The following is a 17,875-nucleotide window of genomic DNA, read 5'->3' as shown; positions in this document are numbered from 1 at the left end:
CACTGTGAATATAAATTGACTAAGCACAATTTTTACATTGCTTATTATCTGTAAATTTACCTCGCAGTTTGGGTGTTAATTCTGAAAATTCATCCCTGTTTTTTTTTTCAAACGAATGCTGAAATACTGAATGACTCAGACTATCATAATTGCCATTTGTTCATTACTGCTAATTGCTTATATTTTTGATTTAACTGCATCAAAAACTAAGGTGCCGTCAGTTATTTTATTGCTTTTGTTAGGTTGGTTTGTTAGGCAGGTTACTTCATTTTTTTATTTAGAATTACCTGATTTTACTGAAGTATTACCTGTGCTTGGTACTATTGGTTTGATTTTAATTGTGTTGGAAGGATCATTGGAAGTTGAGATGAACAAATCTAAATTAAGATTGATGAGTAAATCAGTTTTTGGTGCATTGCTTTCACTGGTTGCTATGTCTTTTTTAATGGCATTTTTATTTTATTATTACGGGAATTTTTCATTTAGACTTAGTTTGATAAATGCTATTCCTATTGCTGTAATCAGCAGTGCTATTGCAATTCCCAGTGTACGCAATTTGGATAAAAAACAGCGTGAATTCATTGTGTATGAAAGTAGTTTCTCAGATATTTTTGGTGTACTACTTTTCAATTTTATTGCACTGAATGAGGTGTATGATTTTGCTGCTTTTAGTTATTTTGGACTAGAGGTGTTGATTATGGGTATTGTTTCATTTATTGCAACATTAGGGCTTGCAATATTGCTGAAGCGCATTGAACACCACATTAAATTTGTGCCCATTATATTATTGGTGATATTAATTTATGCCATTGCAAAATCATTTCATTTACCATCACTGATTTTTATTTTGTTGTTTGGATTATTTATTGGCAATTTGGATGAACTGAAACAATTCAAATGGATTAAAAGGCTAGACCCGGCAGAATTAAACAAAGAGGTTAAGCGGTTTAAAGAGCTCACCGGTGAGGCAACATTTTTGGTGCGCGCCCTGTTTTTTTTACTGTTTGGATATTTGATTGAAACTGCTGAAATATTAAATATGGAAACCCTTATGTGGTCGTTTGGTATTGTTGGAATTATTTTTGCCATCAGGGTGATTCAACTCAAATTGTCAGGTATGCCGCTGAACCCGGCCTTATTTATTTCGCCGAGAGGCTTAATTACTATTTTACTTTTTTTATCAATTGACCAGGCACAACAAATACCTATTGTCAACCGATCAGTAATAATTCAGGTGATTATTTTAACAGCACTTATTATGATGTTTGGTTTGATGGTGGCAAGAAAAAATGTAGATATTTCAGAAACTGAGAAAAAGAAAAGTCACTGAGTTTTTTGCTAATCACGGTCAATATTACCAAGTTGATTAGTATTGCGCAACGCATGACAGCATCAAAATTTCAAGTTGTATAATTGCTGCGTGAGGGATTGCAGTGAAAAGCCCGCATGCGCAGCAGAGGACTTGTAGCGGAAAGCCCGACCCATACCCATTGGGGATGGGGCACGCCCAAATTAAAAATAACCTGATTAACTGAAATATACGTCAGTAATTAATTCAAAACCTGCAGCCTCATTCACCCGCTTGATGATGACTGAACGCATTTGAAAAAGTTCATTGCGCATGACAGAGGAATTTATTTTTAGGTAAAGAATGCCTTCACGAATTTCTTTTGAATCAGTGCGCTGTGCTACGGCATCACCCATTAATTGAGGCCATTTGGCAAGTATGGAAGTTTCAAACAATTTACGATCAATGCCCATGGCTTTGAGGTATTGTTCAATGGCTATTTTCATAGAAACGCCGTCTTCTTTATCAGATCGTCTGCTCAATGTTGCCTCCTTCTACTTTAAAAATACGCTGCGTAAAGCCGCTGGATGAAAATACTTTTTTAATGCGATCAAGGTCAGTATCAGTTACAAATACTTGCCCAAATGCGTGGTCAGATACTAACTGCATGAGGTGTGTTACGCGTTGATGATCTAATTTATCAAAAATATCATCAAGCAACAAGAGTGGTTTCATACCAAGGAGTTGACTGATGAGTTCAAATTGGGCTAATTTAAGTGCAACTAAGAAAGATTTTTGCTGCCCTTGCGAACCAAATTTTTTAACGGGTTGCTGGTGAATAAGAAAGATAAGATCATCTTTATGAATGCCTACAGACGTGTAGCCACTTTGCATATCACGCCGTTCACTGTTTTTTAATTCAGATGTAAAATCATGATCACTTAACTGACTGCGGTATTCAATATGAATTTCTTCACGGTGATTGGAAATAAGATCAAAATATTTTTGAAAAACAGGGATGAAAGCGGATAAAAAATGTTGTCGTTTTTCATAAATGACCTGACCAAGTTCAACCAATTGATGGGTCCACACATCAATACTTTCAGCATCAAACAAACGCTGATCATAAAATTGTTTGAGCAATGCGTTGCGCTGATCAAGCACCTTGTTATAACGCAACAAGGTGTCAAGATAAGTTTTGTCAAATTGTGAAATGATGCTGTCAATAAAACGGCGGCGGGTATCACTGCCTTCACTGATTAAATTGGTGTCATAAGGTGAAATAACTACCGCAGGAAAAGCACCAATATGATCAGCCAGTTTATCGTATTCTTTTTTATTGCGTTTTACTTTTTTTTTCTGACCGTGCTGAACACTGCATGATATTTCAGTTTCTTTTTCTGATGATTGGAATAGGCCTTGCACTAAAAAAAACTTTTCACTGTTGCGAATATTCTGACTATCTATTGGATTGAGAAAACTTTTACAGAAGCAGAGATAATAAATAGCATCAAGCAAATTTGTTTTGCCTGCGCCATTATCACCGGTAAATACATTGATACCATCTGTAAACTCTAAATCAGCCTGCAGATAATTTTTAAAATTAACTAATGAAATGCGCGCAAGATGCATGTATAATAACTCAAAGTAAACCTGCCAAAATAAATATGAGCGACAAGCTTACCAAAGATACACAATGTTTGATAGAGGTATTTACTCAACAACAATTTTGCGAGGCTGAAAACTGCCGCTTTCACCTTTGTTAGCAGATGATGAAGAACTTTTTATTTTTTGTTCACAGGCGTTTTCTTTTTCATTTTTGTCATCTATAATTTTAGGTTGTTCACCATCAACAAAAGGTGCTTTGGGTTTCATGCCTAAAATAGTGAAGAGTTCCTGGTCTTCATTAAACGACGGATTAGGAGTGGTAAGCAATTTATCACCTGCAAAAACAGATGATGCACCTGCCATAAAACAGAGTGCCTGCGCCTCTTTAGACATTTGCGTGCGACCGGCTGATAAACGAATAATGGATTGAGGAAAAAGGATGCGTGCAGTTGCAATCATGCGCACCATTTCCCATACCGGAACCTCTTGTTGATTTTCAAGTGGTGTGCCCTCAACAGCTACCAGTGCGTTGATTGGAATTGATTCAGGTGGCTGCTCCATTAACACATAGGTAAGTAATAAGCCGATGCGGTCTTCAACGCGCTCACCCATGCCTATGATTCCGCCCGAGCAAACTGCAATGCCTGCTTTGCGCACGTGATGAATGGTTTCAATACGCTCATCATATTCACGCGTTGAAATAATGTCTTTATAAAATTCACGCGATGAATCAAGGTTGTGATTGTAAGCGTAGAGGCCTGCGTTTTTTAATTTTTCAGCTTGTTGTGCCGTGAGCATACCCAAGGTTGCGCACACTTCCATGCCCATGGTGTTGATGCCTTTTACCATGTCAAGCACACGGTCAAAATCGCGGTTATCACGCACGTTTCTCCAGGCGGCTCCCATGCATACGCGGGATGAGCCGTTGGCTTTGGCATTGGCAGCAAGACCTAATACCTCATCAACTGTCATGAGTGGTTTTACATCTAAATCAGTATGGTATTTTGCTGATTGCGGACAATAACTGCAGTCTTCAGCGCAGCCTCCGGTTTTTATTGAAATGAGTGAACTCATTTGCACCTCGTTAGGGTTGTGATATTGTCTGTGAATGGTAGCGGCCTGATATATTAAATCCATCAATGGGCTATGGTATAATTTAAGCGCTGCCTCTTGTGTTGCAAATTCACGATTGATTTTCATGTGATGTATCTTGTTTTTTATTAATGCTAATTAACGCGGAATTTAATTACTCTACGGTATTATCAAGTAATTCAGTTCCGTTTACATAGGTTCGGGTATAATTCACTTTACCTTCTATGGTGTAGTAGGTAAAGGTACCGTTTTCCATTCCTTTAGTATAATTTCCTTCCACTTGTTTTTTTCCGTTATCATAATACCAGGTGATAATTCCTTCTTCTAAATCATTGATATAATTGCCTTCAAAGCGTGTCATGCTGTTGGCGTGATATCCGATAGCGTGCCCGTTAAGTTTTCCGTTTTTATAAATTGAGTGATCTTGCAGGGTGCCGTCTTCATAATAGGTGTACCAGTCACCATCTTGCTGGTTGAAAAAATAATTACCTTCCATTTGCTTGTTGCCATTTTCAAAATATTTTACGAAGGGTCCGCTGACAGCGCTATCTCTGAAAGTTTGAATTTGCTCAATACCACCGGTTGGATAATACCACGTCCAAGTTGAATCTTCGCGTCCGTTTACGTAATATTCTTGTTGCATCAAACTTCCATCAGTATAATAATATTCCCAATAACCATCTTTTTTATTCATGATGAATTTGCCCTTGTAATGAATTTTTCCATTTTCATGCCAAGTGGTGATAGGCCCATTGACTAAATCATTGGTCCAAATACTTTGTTCTTGCAGCGTTCCGTTGGAGTGATAAAATTTCCATTCGCCTTGAGCCAAGTTGTTTATATAATTTCCTTCAGCCTTTAGCGAATCATTATCACCATAAAATTTCCAGTAGCCTTCACGTTTTTCATTCACCTTTTCTCCAATGCCGTAACCTCCACCAATCACAGGATGCCTGTTGGAGTCACCACAACCTTGTATCATGAATAGTATCATGAGAATAAAAACAAGTTGAACTGACGTTTTTTTATTTTTGGTTTCTTGCTGCATTGAAAGTTTGATATTACGGCCTAAAATTAATCATTTGCTGAGAAAGAGGGATAATAGGCATTATCTCAGTGAGATTCAGAGGATTTTTAATTAAATAAAATCAAGATTTATTTTGATGATGCAATGAATACTGAAAATTCAGGCAACTTATTTTAATGCATTTTTCCAGGTTAGAAGATCAAAACACATGAATCTGGTTTTTAATTCTCCTGAATTTATTTGACTGTAATATTCTTTTTCTTGTTCTTCAGTTGAAAACACAAACCAGAATTCATTTTTGATGTAAAAATTTAATGCTTTTTCGTTATTGTAAGCATCCACCAGCAAGAACCTGCATCTGTTTTTAAATTCAATGAGGGCAAATGATTTGATGAAATCCAATAACTGTGTGCCGACCGATTGCGAGGCGAATTCGGAGTCAACCCCCAGACGCCCAATCAACAAAGCTGGAAATGATCGCATTATTTTTTCACGAGGAACAGATTTACTAACCTTCTTCTTTCTGCTGTTAGGTAGATCAAACACTTTGATACTATCATTTGCAATAGTGAATGCACAGACAATTTTGTTTGAAGTTTTTAATCTGAAAAAATAGGTTTCACCCAAAAGTTGGTCTTGATACTTTAGTGCCTCATTGCAGAAAAAATCGTTCAGATCAGGGTTGCTGCAATCAAATTTTTTAATTGGGTGCTTGGCAGAAATAACGTGTAAAGTGCAATCACTTTCTAAACTAATCATTCTTCTGCACTCTTGTATGAAAAAAGGATTTTTGCTGCTATTTTCATAGAATTTTTCACCTTTTTTGAAGAGGCACGCGATTTTTTGCTGCTGATTTTTTTTAGGAAAATCTGAGCTGCTTCATCATGTAGTACCGGTGTTCGTTTAATTTCAATTGCCATATTGAAATCCAAAGGTACAAAAAAAAACCTTTGTACTCAATAGTGCGCTATCTCAGTCAAAGCGTAAATTTGACCCTTATTACACCAATCAAATATGGCGCTGGAAATAACGAGTATAAAAAATCCGCGAATTAAATTTCTCCAATCGTTGGAAAAATCCAGAGACAGAAAAGAGAGTCAATCTTTCATGATTGAAGGAATACGGGAAATTTCTCTGGCTCAACAAAGCGGGTATGAATTCACTGCCATCTATGTTTGTGAAGCGGTGTATGTGCCAGATGCACAATATCCCATTGAGCTAACAGCTGATGATATTTTACATGTGACTGAAGATGTTTTTGCCCATATTGCATATCGTGAAAATTCAGGGGGAATTATCGCAGTTGCAAAAATGAAAGCCCTGTTACTTGATGATATAAAACCAAAGTCAAATGGTTTGTATTTGATACTGGAACGAGTTGAAAAACCCGGCAACATGGGCGCCATGTTACGCACCGCAGATGCCGCAGGATTGGATGGTGTAATTATTTGTGATCAATCAACAGATTTTTTTAATCCTAATGTAGTGCGTTCAAGTGTTGGATGTTTGTTTACTGTTCCGGTAGCTGCGGCATCTAATGATGAAGTATTAGCTTGGTGTCATCAGGGCGGAATCAAACTTTTTGCAGCTGCATTAACTGCAAAAAAATCTTGTTATGAAGCTGATTTTATAAATAGCACAGCCATCTTAATGGGATCAGAATCAGAAGGACTTTCAACATTTTGGCTGAAGCAGGCAGACGAGCAAATATTAATTCCAATGAAAGGAAAAATTGATTCCATGAACGTGTCAAACGCAGCCGCAATTTTATTGTTTGAAGCTATTCGGCAAAGAAGTGTGAAATAAAAAAGTACTTTACTCAGTTTCACGTATAGCATCTAAAATCTGATTTCCGATTATTTCAATTTCCTGCACTGTGATGCAGAGTGGGGGAGACAACCTGAAACTATCTGGATTAGATAAAAACCAAAATGTGATGATTCCTTTTTCAAGACATTTTTCAACAACGCGCTGAACACGTTCAGGTGATTTCATTTCAATAGCAAACAATAATCCTGCTCGTCTAATTTCAATTACTTCATCATGCTGCGCCAGAATAGATTCAAGCAAGGCGCCTTTCATTTCTGTATCATGAATCCAGGTTTCAGTTTTTAAAACATCAACACAAGCATTGGCAGCAGCGCAAATTACAGGATGTCCGCCAAAGGTTGTGATGTGTCCAAGAATTGGATCTTGTGTAAGCATCTGCATGTTTTGATGTGAAGAGATAAAAGCGCCAATAGGCATTCCTCCGCCTAACGACTTTCCAACGGTGAGTACGTCAGGTACAATGTTGTATTGTTCAAACGCAAAGAAGGTGCCGGTGCGTCCCATGCCAACTTGTACTTCGTCAAGAATAAGAAAAGCACCTGCTTCAGTGCATCGTTTGCGCAAGGCATTGAGATATTCTTGCGTTGGTTTTCTTACTCCTGCATCTGCTTGTATAGTTTCAAGAATAACGCCTGCAGTTTGATGTGTGATTTCTTGCAGATCATCAAAATTATTTAACTCAATAAATTTCACCCCGGGAAGCAGCGGTCTGAATTTTGCTTTTTTGATTTCATTCCATGATACGCTCATTGACCCGTGTGTATTGCCGTGGTATGATCCTTTGAAAGCAATCAGTTCGTGTCGTCCGGTACAGCGTTTAGCTAGTTTTAATGCGGCCTCATTTGCTTCAGTTCCTGAATTCACAACGTATGTGCAACTTAGTGAATCAGGTAGTAATGACGCAATATTTTTTGCAAGTGCAAGTTGAGAATCTTGAATATATTCTCCATACACCATGACGTGAAGATGTTTTTCTAATTGTGATTGTATAGCCTCAATGACTTGTGGATGCCGGTGTCCAATATTGGTAACTGCAACACCTGCAATCATATCTGCGAAGCGTTTTCCTGTTTTGTCCCAGATATAAATGCCTTCTGCGCTATCTATATCAATTAGGTAAGGAGACTGATTAGTTTGTCCCTGAAATTTTAGAAAATCATTTTCCCGGAGGTGGTCCATCATGTGGTTCATGATCACGGATTTCTTTTAGCAGCTCACGTTTAAATTTTTCTTCAGCATAAAATACTTTGGCTGCTTTCTTTTTGCCGATCACATCTGCAAATTTACTCAAATACTCTTTTCTGAGGTTGGCTTCTCGCACGTCAGCATCTAAAATCTTTTCAGTCAATTCATATGCCTTCTCTTCTGAAAGATCATTGATGGTTTTTAACTCTTTCATATATCCTTTTTTTTCATCTCGGATGGCTTCCATTTTGGCATCATATTCATTGTACACCGGCCAGAATTTTTCAGCCTCTTCAGTTGTTAATTCCAACTGGGTTGAGATAAAAGCAATTTTTTGCGTTTTGATATACTCCTCTTTATCTTGTTTAGGTTTGTCGTCAGGCTGTGCAAAACTCTGCAAGGATGCCAGCAAAGTGAGAGTAAAAATGCTAATGCGGGTTTTCATAAATACGTATTTAAGTTTTTAATATTCTATGTTTTCAATTATATTTTTTCTCTAAAATTATCATCCCCAAGTCCTAATCCCTAATCCCTAATCCCTAATTCCTAATCCCTAATCCCTAATCCCTAAGTTCTAACCCCTAACCCCTACAAATCAAGATAAGTTTCTTCAATTTCACTTTCGACAAAATCATACACTTCATCATTCTCTGATTCTCCTAAATCAACATCATTTTCAACAATATATTCCACCATACTTTCTTCATCAATAAAGTCAGCATAGGTATCAAGATGTTCATCAGATATTTCAGTTTTTGCAGTTTCTGTTGGTATTACCGGCTCAATTGATGGTGTGTTTTGGCCGGGTAAAAGCAAGAGTAATAATCCGGCGGCGGCAGCTGCAACTGATGCCCAGAACGTGATTTTGTATACACGACCTCTTGATTTTCTGATGGGTTGACTTGTTGCTGGAGACGAAATATTTTGATCAAAATATTCAACAGGGACTTCAGGTTTTACTGATTTTTTAATTCCGTATTTTTCAAAAACTTCGTCAGCGGCAATTTCATCAGCAACCTGATGGTAGAAATTTTTAAAAAAATCTGCAGGTACACCTGGTTTTTGATCTTCATTAGTTGAAGATGATACCAATTGAATTTTATCCAAGATAATTTTTGGGAAATCATGAAAAAAATCAACAGGCACGTCCGGTTTTTTTCTTTTGATGATGTTTGATATGTTATGCACTTGATTTTCCATTTTACATCTATTAGACTCTAAAGCGCAAACAAGGTTTAACCTGCTTTCAGGAATTCTTCTATTTTTTTTACTGCCAGATGATACGAGGCTTTTAATGCGCCCACACTGGTTCCAAGCATTGATTCAATTTCGGTAAATTTTAATTCGTCAAAATATTTGAGTTGAAAAACCAGTTTTTGTTTTTCAGGTAAGGTCTCAATAGCTTTGTTGAAGATGTTTTCAATTTCTTGAGGAGAATAATTTTTTCCGTCTACTTCAATGCTATTTTCAAATAATGGAGGATCCAGATCTACTGTCTGCCGTTTGGCAGCTTTACTCAAAAAAGTGTGCGTTTCATTAAAAGCAATCCGATAAAGCCAGGTGTACAAAGCCGCATCACCCCTGAATTCAGGTAGGGCTTTCCATACCTTGATAAATACATTTTGCATGACATCTGCGGTGTCATCATGATTTTTAACCAAGCGTCTGATTTGCCAGTAAACTCTCTCCTGAAATTGTTCAACCAAAATCTGAAAACCCTTTTCAGGATTAGATTTGTAATGAGCTAAAATTTCCTCGTCTGATAATGTCATGCGCGTTCATGTTTTATCAGTTGGAATAAACATTATTTTCGTTTTACAACCTTTTCTGCTGCAGCAATTATATCTGCGGTGTTGATGTGATATTTGCTCAAGAGTTCTTCGCCTTGTCCGCTTTCACCAAATTTATCATCTACCGCAACCATTTCAATAGGTGTTGGCAGATGAAGACTGAGTACTTGTGCAATGCTGTCTCCTAATCCACCGTGGCGCATGTGTTCTTCAGCTGTTACTACGCATTTTGTTTTTCCAACTGACTTTAAGACTGCGGTTTCATCCAAAGGTTTAATAGTGTGAATATTTATTATTTCTGCACGTATTCCTTTTTCTTCCAAAACCCTTGCTGCTTCTATAGATTTCCAAACTAAATGTCCGGTTGCAAAAATTGTCACATCAGTTCCTTCTGAAAGAATATCGGCCTTGCCAATTACAAATGGTTTGTCAGCCGGAGTAAAATTTGGTACTTTGGGACGCCCAAAACGCAAATAAACCGGACCTTTATAATCAGCTATTGCAATGGTTGCTGCTTTAGTTTGGTTATAATCACAAGGAGAAATAACAGTCATGTTTGGCAACATTTTCATCAAACCAATGTCCTCTAAAATTTGATGAGTTGCTCCATCTTCTCCTAATGTTAGACCTGCATGTGATGCGCAAATTTTTACGTTTTTACCTGAGTAGGCAACTGATTGTCTTATTTGATCATATACCCTTCCGGTAGAAAAATTCGCAAACGTTCCGGTAAATGGAATTTTACCCCCAATAGTTAATCCCGCTGCAATTCCAATCATATTTGCCTCGGCAATACCCACTTGAAAAAAACGATCAGGATGATTTTTTTGGAATTCATCCATTTTTAATGAGCCGGTTAAATCAGCACAAAGCGCTACGACATTTGGATTTTTTTTACCAAGTTCGGAAAGTCCTGCTCCAAAGCCTGAGCGGGTGTCTTTTTCATCAATGATTTTTATTTCAGTCATGGTTAAAGGGTAATAATGGTATTTTCTCCTGATAATATCTGGAATGGTTTAACAAGTGTATAATCAGTTGAAACAGCTGTTTTGAGACGATAAACTATTTTGTAATTCCCAGGTTGTAGGTAATACTGGTCAGTTGTTTTTAATGGATCAAGATCACAAACCCATGCATCTTTTTCTCCTTCATGTACAACAAATATTTGCCCTACAATAGCTTTTGCAGATGTATATTTCAATAAACCTGAACCGGGTATATCAATGTAGGTATATTCGCTCTGGCTCACCTTGACATCGTTCTGATAAATGCGGGGCAATGTGAGAATTTCAAGATCGTATGTCCCAACCAAATAATTTTGTATTTCATCTAATTGTTGCACATTCAAAGTGACTGATACCCCATCTTGCGTTACTCTCACCTGAACATTTGAACTTTTTGTGGGACCTTTAATGCGCACTGCAATCATGCCCTGTGGACAATCAACGGGAATAATATTGTGTATCCCTTTGGTAATACTAATGTTTTTTAACTCAACTTTAGGTAAGGTATTTACAACAATGTCGTATTTCATGGTTGGATCTATAACCACAATTGTATCAGGATTGCCTTTGATATTTAGCGTATGCATGAAAGTATATTTCAGATTTTTTGTTCCTGCTTCATAAAAAAACACAGTTGAATTGGTATGTATGGGATCACCGTTAATATCGTTTAAATCAATTTGTACTGAGGTTGCAAATAGCGCATCAATGATTACTGAGTTCATTACTTTTTCAAATGACTGCAGGTTGGATGCTTCGTAAACTCGTCCGATACATTCAAAATTGTTAAGATAGGCAAGATCTATACCCAGCCCAACTACAAAAGGCGTCACTGCGATATCTTTTTCTTTCAGTTTGCGTGCTGATTCGCAAGGGAATTCATCACACGCTTCTAAGCCATCGGTAATTAATATGATTACATTTCTAGCATTGGCATCCGGGAAATCATCTGCAGATGCTTCAAGAGAGCGTGCAATGGGAGTGGTACCTTTACATTCTACTGTTTGCACAAATCCTTTCACGGCTGCAAAGTTATCTGGTCCAAAAGGCACCTCAAGCTTTGTGTCATTGCAGTCTTGAAACGTTGGCGTGATAGGTGATTGATGTCCATACACGCGCAGGGCAATTTCAAGATTAGGAATGCCTTCCAATTTGTTGATGGTTTCAGCAAAAATCCGGCGTGCATGTTCAATTTTTGTTGCCCCTTCCCATTTTCCATTCATTGAATTTGAAGCATCAAATACAAAGAGAATGCGTGTAAGTTGTTGCGCTGACAAAGGCTGAAATATGCCCCCAAGTAATAATATAAAAAGAATCTTTTTCAATTAATAATCTCCTGTTGTTTCTACTATTGCGGACAATGCTTTTTCTGCCTGTTCTTTGCTTGGTGGTGAACCGTGCCACTTATGAGTGCCTTCCATAAAATCAACCCCTTTACCCATAATGGTAGTCATCACAATCACTACAGGTTTGCCTTTTCCTGTCTTATCCTTTGCAGATTTTAAGACAGAACGCATGGTTGCAAAGTCGTGTCCGTTCATTTCAAGAACCTCCCATCCAAAAGCCTGCCATTTTTGTTTTAGATCACCCATTGGCAGCACATCATCAATATCACCGTCTATTTGTTTATGGTTGTAATCTATGGTGGCAATTAGGTTGTCAACTTTATTAGCGGCTGCGTACATAGCTGCTTCCCATATTTGACCTTCCTGTAATTCTCCATCACCATGCAGTGTGAATACTAACTTTTGATCACCATTTAGTTTTTTTGCTAATGCAGTTCCTATTCCCACAGATAATCCCTGACCTAATGAACCTGTAGCAATGCGCACGCCAGGTAATCCTTTATCAGGTGTCGGATGACCTTGTAGTCTTGAACCTAATCTACGAAATGTACTCAGTTCCTTTATATCAAAATATCCTTTGTGAGCCAGCACGCTATATAAACAGGGTGAAATATGTCCATTTGACAAGAAAAAAATATCCTCGCCCTTGCCATCCATTTGCCAGTTTTCAGGTTTAATATCCATGATTTCAAAGTAGAGCAGTGTCATAAAATCTGCACAACCCAATGATCCACCCGGATGCCCTGATTGTACATCGGTAACCATACGAATGATGTCACGCCTAACTTGAGAACTGATTTTTTCTGAACTAGCAATGGCCATAGGAAAAATTTGATTTTGCCGGCGAAATTAGCGCAAAATGCAGGTATATAACGGGGTTCGGGAAAATAGTTATCCCCAAAGTTTTGCACATTTAATAGGTTTATTAACGGTTGTAGCGACTGTCTGAAAAAAAAATCACAAATTTGTGGTTGATCATGCAACTTATGTGTCTGCATGGTCGTTGTAAAGCTATAAAACCAAAAAATAATGAAACGACTTTTTCTTTGCATTTCATTCCTGGTAGGTGCCGGAATGAGCAGTTTTGCCCAACAAAACGGCAATCAGGTTTCTCCAATGAAAATTTATAAAATGCCTGAGTCAGAACAAAAGCCTGAACTCACCAAAGAGCAGGAAATTGAAAATTGTAAAAATTTGCTGGAAGCATTGGATATAAAAGAAGCGTGGATAAGATCAAATCCTGATGAATTGCAAAAAGCAATTGATTCGGGATGGTTTGAAAATGCTGAGAAAACCAGAGCTGATTTAAAAGCTCGTATTGAAGAATTAGAATCTAAATAATACAAACCAGAACTATGTATTTAGACATGAAAAAAACAATTCTGATTTCAGGATTATTTCTGACCGGAATAGGAGCAATGGCTCAGACAAATGATGAGTGTTCAGAGATGGAACCAATTTGTACTGATGCCGGTTTGAGTTTTACAGCTCAAACAGGTGTGAGCATTGGACCTGATCCTAATGATTATGGTTGTCTATTTTCTCAACCTAATCCAACTTGGTATTATTTTGAGATTGCAACTGATGGAAATATTGACATGAACCTTTGGGCACCATCTGATATTGACTTCATTATTTGGGGTCCGTTTGATGATTTAGCTGAGGCTCAATCCTACTGTGGTCAAATGGGAGTGAGTCCAAATGCACCTGAAGTTGATTGCAGTTATTCCGGTACCAATGATGAGTATCCTTCAATTCCAAGTGCTGTTACCGGTGATGTGTATGTGATGCTGATTACAAACTACGCATCCGTTGTTCAGGATGTAACATTGACTCAAGTAGGCGGTACCGGATCAACAGATTGTTCAATCATTACGCCTGATCCATGTGTATCTGATCCCGGAACTTATACTGTTGAAAAAAATGGGACGCTAAGTTCAAGCCCTGTTTATTTGTGTCAAGGTGAATCATTTGAAGCCATATCTGATGGAAATTATATTTTACCAAACGATACTATTCCTTTGCCGGTAGGTGACGGAGTTTACTCTGCTCAACTTATGTGGCTTGTGTATGATGCCGCTCCAACTAGTGGTGATCCTGCAACTGACCCCGGATTTTTAAATATGATTATTCCAAGTGAAGATTTGTCTGATATTAATAATGGAACAAGTCCAATCGTTAGTGGGTTAGGTTGCGGTACTTATTGGTTTGTACCTGTTGCCGGTGATGACGGTGTTGGAGGAAATAATAACGTAGCCAATGGGGTGAATGATAACGGTGGTTTACATTGGGATAAAAATAATAATGATTGCTTTTTGTTGGGAACACCAATTCAGGTGACTTACGCTTGCGAAATGCAAACAACGGTTTCATTAGATTGTAATCCTCCAACTACCATTAACGGAATTGACGTTCAGATTACAGGCGGTGCACCAGGGAATTACACTGTAGTGAATCAAGGTGATGGAAATCTTGTATCTGGTTCTGTTCCAAATGGTGGAACAGCAAATATCAATAATTTGGAAAACAATGAAGGTTGGGAAATTGATATCACCGATGCACAAGGTTGCACAACTTCAGCATCTGGTGTATTTGTTGCACCTGTTTTTCAGAACATAACTATTACTCCAGCGCCAACATGTCCGTCAGCTTCGAATGGTCAGGTGGATGTTACAGTAAATGGAACGTCAGGAAATGGAGCTCCTTATACTATCATCATGGCAGGTGATCCTCCAACTACCGGAACTACGGATTCTTATTCTGATGGAGCTGGTACTGCGGTTTACATTGTTATTGCTGATGATGAAGGTTGTATTTCTGATTCAACGGTGACCATAACTTCTGCCGGACACTTTATTGATGTTGATATAATTAGCGTAACAGGTGAAGATTGTTACGGAGACAACCAAGGATCAGCACAAATCAGTGCAATTCCAACGCCTTCAGGAAATGTTACCAGCATCACTTGGACAGGTCCATCAGGACAACATCCTGGCGGTGATCCGGGTGGACCGGCTAATAATAGTCAGTCAGCCATGGAGCCAGGAAACTGGATTGTAACTATTGTAGATGATTTGGGTTGTGAAGTAAGTATTCCAATTGAAATAACTTCTCCGCAAGCATTAGATTTATATGTTTCAAATTCTAATCAACCTACCTGTTATGCATACTCTGATGGCTCAATCACTGTTCAATCAACTGGTGGATCAGGTGGACTTGTATACTCGTGGAATCCTGTTAACGGCGTTCCGGGAAATACATTTAATAACCTTGAAGCCGGAATTTACTGGGCATATGTTACTGACCAAAACGGATGTGAAGATTCTGTGATGATTGATTTAGGTCAACCTGATTCTTTATATGGAGTGTTTACCGTGAAAGATGTTTTGTGTTACGGAGACAGCACAGGAGCAATTATTGTTGATGATGTGGTGAATGAAGTTGGAACCGTAAGCTATTTCTGGAATCTTTCAGGGGTGGTGCCAAATCCACCTTCAACGTCAAACGTAGCAAATGGATTACCAATTGGTACTTATGTTTTAACTATTCAAGATGCGATGTGCTACAACCAATATGAATTTACCTTGACACAAAATCCTGAAATCGTGTTTGCAGAATTTGGTTCACACCCTGCTTTTTGTCGTATGTTCTCATATCAATCAGGTAATGGTGTTGTGTATGCATCAGCAAGTGGTGGTGTGCCTGATTATGAATATGAATGGGTGAATTTATCAACCGGAGCAACTACAAATGCTACAACATGGGGAGGCTTGAATCCTGCTACATATCAAATGACGGTGACTGATGATGTAGGTTGTACTTTGGTTGAAACTATTCAGTTAGATTCAGTTAATCCAATTGCCAATTTCAATGTATTATCTGCTGATGCATCATTAGATATTCCTTCACTTTCAGGAACTGCAATTGTATGTACTGAATTTGAAAATACATCACAATATTTTGCTAATGAATATGATCCTTTGGCTGATACCACCTTCTTCTGGGAAATGGGATATGGCTTGCCTTGGCAAATCAGTCATGATGTAAATGAAGTATTTGATACATGTTATTATTCTGAAGGGCAATATGAAGTTTGTTTGGTTGCATTAAATAAAAACGGATGTTCAGATACAACGTGCAAGGTGTTGACAATTTATGATTACCCAACTTTGGTTGCACCTAACGTGTTCACACCGGGCAATGATGCAGCTAACCCTTTATTCACTTTTGAAAATCGTCAAACTGCAATTGTTGAATTTGAGTGTACAGTATTTGACCGTTGGGGTAAAGAGATGTTCCAGTTCACTAGTATCACTGATGCATGGGACGGCACCACCAAAAACGGAAAACCGGCAACTGATGGTGTCTACTTCTTCATTTATCACGGAGTAGCATCAAACGGAACTGAGTTTGAAGGACAAGGTACGGTGCATTTGATAAGGAACTAGATAAAAAATTTGACAAGAAAAGAGGCAATCGAGAGGTTGCCTCTTTTTGTTATCATATCCTATTGATTTTGCAAGCGCTGAATCTTTCAAATTGCTATTATCTTTGCACCACAAAAAAAAATACTGATGTCATTGAAATGCGGAATAGTTGGCTTACCCAATGTAGGAAAATCAACACTTTTTAATTGTTTGTCTAATGCACGCGCGCAAGCTGCAAATTTTCCGTTTTGCACTATTGAACCCAATATTGGGGTGATCACAGTGCCGGACAACCGCTTGACTGAACTTGAAAAAATTGTTATTCCTGAACGGGTTGTTCCTACAACTATTGAAATTGTTGACATTGCCGGATTAGTGAAAGGCGCTTCAAAAGGAGAAGGATTGGGTAATAAATTTTTAGCAAATATCAGAGAAACAGATGCAATTATTCATGTATTGAGATGTTTTGATGATCCAAATATTGTACACGTTGATGGCAGTGTAAATCCCGTGCGTGATAAAGAGGTAGTTGATTTTGAATTGCAATTGAAAGATCTTGAATCAGTAGAAAGTAAAATTCATTCGCTCAACAAAGCAGCAAAATCAGGCGATAAAGAAGTATTAAAACAACTAGAATATTGTCAGAAAATTAAAACAGTACTAGAGCAAGGGAAATCTGCACGTACCGTTCCGGCTTCAAATGAAAGTGAAGAGAAAATTCTGAAAGATTTACAACTACTAACCTCTAAACCGGTACTGTATTTATGTAATGTGGACGAGTCATCTGTTAAAACCGGTAATGCTTACGTTGAATCAGTGAAACAAGCCGTGAAAGATGAGCATGCAGAAGTATTAGTAATAGGAACAAAAATAGAAGCCGACATTGCAGAGTTAGAAACGTATGATGAGCGACAGTTATTTTTAGAAGAGTTGGGCTTAGAAGAGGCAGGCGTAAATCGTCTCATACGGGCTGCATATAAATTGCTGAATTTGCAAACCTATTTTACGGCCGGGGTGAAAGAAGTGCGCGCTTGGACAATTCCCGTTGGAGCAACAGCCCCTCAGGCAGCCGGTGTGATTCACTCTGATTTTGAGAAAGGATTTATTCGTGCTGAGGTTATGAAATTCCAAGATTTTATTCGTCTTGGTTCTGAAGCTGCAGTGAAAGAAGCAGGAAAACTTGGTGTTGAGGGAAAAGGCTATGTGGTTGAAGATGGTGACATCATGCATTTCCGTTTCAATGTCTGAGCCTGTCCATCTATCAGGCAATTTTTTCAT

Annotated in this window: 18 protein-coding genes; 5 read left to right on the top strand and 13 right to left on the bottom strand. The window is 38.1% G+C overall.

Annotated elements, in window-relative coordinates; all coding sequences use genetic code 11:
* Positions 1–130: 130 nt before the first annotated feature.
* Positions 131–1,330: a cation:proton antiporter gene (locus tag IPH66_08765; GenBank protein MBK7129438.1), complete on the top strand. Its 1,200-nt coding sequence runs from the start codon at positions 131–133 to the stop codon at positions 1,328–1,330.
* Positions 1,331–1,527: 197 nt separating this feature from the next.
* On the opposite strand, the gene IPH66_08760 is transcribed toward IPH66_08765, so the two are convergent.
* The 6 genes from IPH66_08760 to IPH66_08735 all read right to left on the bottom strand — a co-directional run bounded on the left by IPH66_08760 (position 1,528) and on the right by IPH66_08735 (position 5,935).
* Entirely contained in the window at positions 1,528–1,794 is a 267-nt protein-coding gene (locus IPH66_08760) for a DUF721 domain-containing protein (GenBank protein MBK7129437.1), read from the bottom strand.
* Positions 1,795–1,813: 19 nt separating this feature from the next.
* Positions 1,814–2,920, bottom strand: a complete 1,107-nt coding sequence (gene recF, locus IPH66_08755) for a DNA replication/repair protein RecF (GenBank protein MBK7129436.1) — start codon at positions 2,918–2,920, stop codon at positions 1,814–1,816.
* A gap of 81 nt (positions 2,921–3,001) precedes the next feature.
* The gene (bioB, locus tag IPH66_08750; protein MBK7129435.1) at positions 3,002–4,096 is read right to left on the bottom strand and encodes a biotin synthase BioB; all 1,095 of its coding nucleotides are present in this window, start codon (positions 4,094–4,096) and stop codon (positions 3,002–3,004) included.
* A 46-nt stretch (positions 4,097–4,142) separates the two neighbouring features.
* Complete coding sequence (locus tag IPH66_08745) at positions 4,143–5,036, bottom strand: toxin-antitoxin system YwqK family antitoxin (GenBank protein ID MBK7129434.1); 894 nt, start codon at positions 5,034–5,036, stop codon at positions 4,143–4,145.
* 147 nt (positions 5,037–5,183) lie between these two features.
* The gene (locus IPH66_08740) at positions 5,184–5,774 is read right to left on the bottom strand and encodes an N-acetyltransferase (GenBank protein ID MBK7129433.1); all 591 of its coding nucleotides are present in this window, start codon (positions 5,772–5,774) and stop codon (positions 5,184–5,186) included.
* Entirely contained in the window at positions 5,771–5,935 is a 165-nt protein-coding gene (locus tag IPH66_08735; protein MBK7129432.1) for a hypothetical protein, read from the bottom strand. The genes IPH66_08740 and IPH66_08735 overlap by 4 nt, the downstream gene beginning before the upstream one ends.
* A gap of 94 nt (positions 5,936–6,029) precedes the next feature.
* Between IPH66_08735 and IPH66_08730 the strand changes: the two genes are divergently transcribed.
* Positions 6,030–6,821: an RNA methyltransferase gene (locus tag IPH66_08730; GenBank protein MBK7129431.1), complete on the top strand. Its 792-nt coding sequence runs from the start codon at positions 6,030–6,032 to the stop codon at positions 6,819–6,821.
* A gap of 9 nt (positions 6,822–6,830) precedes the next feature.
* Here IPH66_08730 and IPH66_08725 read toward each other — a convergent pair whose 3' ends face one another.
* The 7 genes from IPH66_08725 to IPH66_08695 form a co-directional block, all read right to left on the bottom strand.
* Complete coding sequence (locus IPH66_08725; GenBank protein ID MBK7129430.1) at positions 6,831–8,024, bottom strand: aspartate aminotransferase family protein; 1,194 nt, start codon at positions 8,022–8,024, stop codon at positions 6,831–6,833.
* The gene (locus IPH66_08720; GenBank protein ID MBK7129429.1) at positions 8,002–8,475 is read right to left on the bottom strand and encodes a hypothetical protein; all 474 of its coding nucleotides are present in this window, start codon (positions 8,473–8,475) and stop codon (positions 8,002–8,004) included. The genes IPH66_08725 and IPH66_08720 overlap by 23 nt, the downstream gene beginning before the upstream one ends.
* Before the next feature lie 143 nt (positions 8,476–8,618).
* A complete protein-coding gene (locus IPH66_08715; protein MBK7129428.1) occupies positions 8,619–9,230 on the bottom strand; it encodes a hypothetical protein in 612 nt (203 codons plus the stop codon).
* 35 nt (positions 9,231–9,265) lie between these two features.
* The gene (locus IPH66_08710) at positions 9,266–9,802 is read right to left on the bottom strand and encodes a sigma-70 family RNA polymerase sigma factor (GenBank protein ID MBK7129427.1); all 537 of its coding nucleotides are present in this window, start codon (positions 9,800–9,802) and stop codon (positions 9,266–9,268) included.
* Positions 9,803–9,834: 32 nt separating this feature from the next.
* The gene (locus tag IPH66_08705) at positions 9,835–10,788 is read right to left on the bottom strand and encodes a transketolase family protein (GenBank protein MBK7129426.1); all 954 of its coding nucleotides are present in this window, start codon (positions 10,786–10,788) and stop codon (positions 9,835–9,837) included.
* A gap of 2 nt (positions 10,789–10,790) precedes the next feature.
* Positions 10,791–12,149 (bottom strand): VWA domain-containing protein, encoded by a 1,359-nt coding sequence (locus IPH66_08700; protein ID MBK7129425.1) that lies wholly within the window; start codon positions 12,147–12,149, stop codon positions 10,791–10,793.
* Complete coding sequence (locus IPH66_08695; protein MBK7129424.1) at positions 12,150–12,992, bottom strand: transketolase; 843 nt, start codon at positions 12,990–12,992, stop codon at positions 12,150–12,152.
* Positions 12,993–13,199: 207 nt separating this feature from the next.
* On the opposite strand from IPH66_08695, the gene IPH66_08690 reads away from it, so the two are divergent.
* The 3 genes from IPH66_08690 (at position 13,200) to ychF (ending at position 17,845) form a co-directional block, all read left to right on the top strand.
* Positions 13,200–13,511, top strand: coding sequence for a hypothetical protein (locus IPH66_08690; protein ID MBK7129423.1), 312 nt, complete (start codon positions 13,200–13,202; stop codon positions 13,509–13,511).
* Positions 13,512–13,537: 26 nt separating this feature from the next.
* Positions 13,538–16,618 carry a gliding motility-associated C-terminal domain-containing protein gene (locus IPH66_08685; protein ID MBK7129422.1) on the top strand — a complete coding sequence of 1,027 codons (3,081 nt, stop codon included), beginning with the start codon at positions 13,538–13,540 and terminating at the stop codon, positions 16,616–16,618.
* Positions 16,619–16,744: 126 nt separating this feature from the next.
* Positions 16,745–17,845 (top strand): redox-regulated ATPase YchF, encoded by a 1,101-nt coding sequence (gene ychF / locus IPH66_08680; GenBank protein ID MBK7129421.1) that lies wholly within the window; start codon positions 16,745–16,747, stop codon positions 17,843–17,845.
* The last annotated feature ends 30 nt before the right edge of the window (positions 17,846–17,875 follow it).

It is taken from the genome of Crocinitomicaceae bacterium (assembly GCA_016708105.1).
GTDB lineage: Bacteria > Bacteroidota > Bacteroidia > Flavobacteriales_D > Crocinitomicaceae > JADJGJ01.
The sequence above is the reverse complement of the archived record's forward strand: the minus strand, read 5'-3'. Positions and strand labels throughout refer to the sequence as shown.

What these genes read in the sequence shown, in the direction of transcription:
- IPH66_08695 (MBK7129424.1), bottom strand. Translation starts at nt 12,992, where the DNA reads ATGGCCATTGCTAGTTCAGAAAAAATCAGTTCTCAAGTTAGGCGTGAC.
- IPH66_08730 (MBK7129431.1), top strand. Translation starts at nt 6,030, where the DNA reads ATGGCGCTGGAAATAACGAGTATAAAAAATCCGCGAATTAAATTTCTC.
- IPH66_08715 (MBK7129428.1), bottom strand. Translation starts at nt 9,230, where the DNA reads ATGGAAAATCAAGTGCATAACATATCAAACATCATCAAAAGAAAAAAA.
- IPH66_08765 (MBK7129438.1), top strand. Translation starts at nt 131, where the DNA reads ATGACTCAGACTATCATAATTGCCATTTGTTCATTACTGCTAATTGCT.
- recF (MBK7129436.1), bottom strand. Translation starts at nt 2,920, where the DNA reads ATGCATCTTGCGCGCATTTCATTAGTTAATTTTAAAAATTATCTGCAG.
- IPH66_08705 (MBK7129426.1), bottom strand. Translation starts at nt 10,788, where the DNA reads ATGACTGAAATAAAAATCATTGATGAAAAAGACACCCGCTCAGGCTTT.
- IPH66_08690 (MBK7129423.1), top strand. Translation starts at nt 13,200, where the DNA reads ATGAAACGACTTTTTCTTTGCATTTCATTCCTGGTAGGTGCCGGAATG.
- IPH66_08745 (MBK7129434.1), bottom strand. Translation starts at nt 5,036, where the DNA reads ATGCAGCAAGAAACCAAAAATAAAAAAACGTCAGTTCAACTTGTTTTT.
- IPH66_08710 (MBK7129427.1), bottom strand. Translation starts at nt 9,802, where the DNA reads ATGACATTATCAGACGAGGAAATTTTAGCTCATTACAAATCTAATCCT.
- IPH66_08725 (MBK7129430.1), bottom strand. Translation starts at nt 8,024, where the DNA reads ATGGACCACCTCCGGGAAAATGATTTTCTAAAATTTCAGGGACAAACT.
- IPH66_08685 (MBK7129422.1), top strand. Translation starts at nt 13,538, where the DNA reads ATGAAAAAAACAATTCTGATTTCAGGATTATTTCTGACCGGAATAGGA.
- IPH66_08735 (MBK7129432.1), bottom strand. Translation starts at nt 5,935, where the DNA reads ATGGCAATTGAAATTAAACGAACACCGGTACTACATGATGAAGCAGCT.
- IPH66_08760 (MBK7129437.1), bottom strand. Translation starts at nt 1,794, where the DNA reads ATGAAAATAGCCATTGAACAATACCTCAAAGCCATGGGCATTGATCGT.
- ychF (MBK7129421.1), top strand. Translation starts at nt 16,745, where the DNA reads ATGTCATTGAAATGCGGAATAGTTGGCTTACCCAATGTAGGAAAATCA.
- bioB (MBK7129435.1), bottom strand. Translation starts at nt 4,096, where the DNA reads ATGAAAATCAATCGTGAATTTGCAACACAAGAGGCAGCGCTTAAATTA.
- IPH66_08720 (MBK7129429.1), bottom strand. Translation starts at nt 8,475, where the DNA reads ATGAAAACCCGCATTAGCATTTTTACTCTCACTTTGCTGGCATCCTTG.
- IPH66_08740 (MBK7129433.1), bottom strand. Translation starts at nt 5,774, where the DNA reads ATGATTAGTTTAGAAAGTGATTGCACTTTACACGTTATTTCTGCCAAG.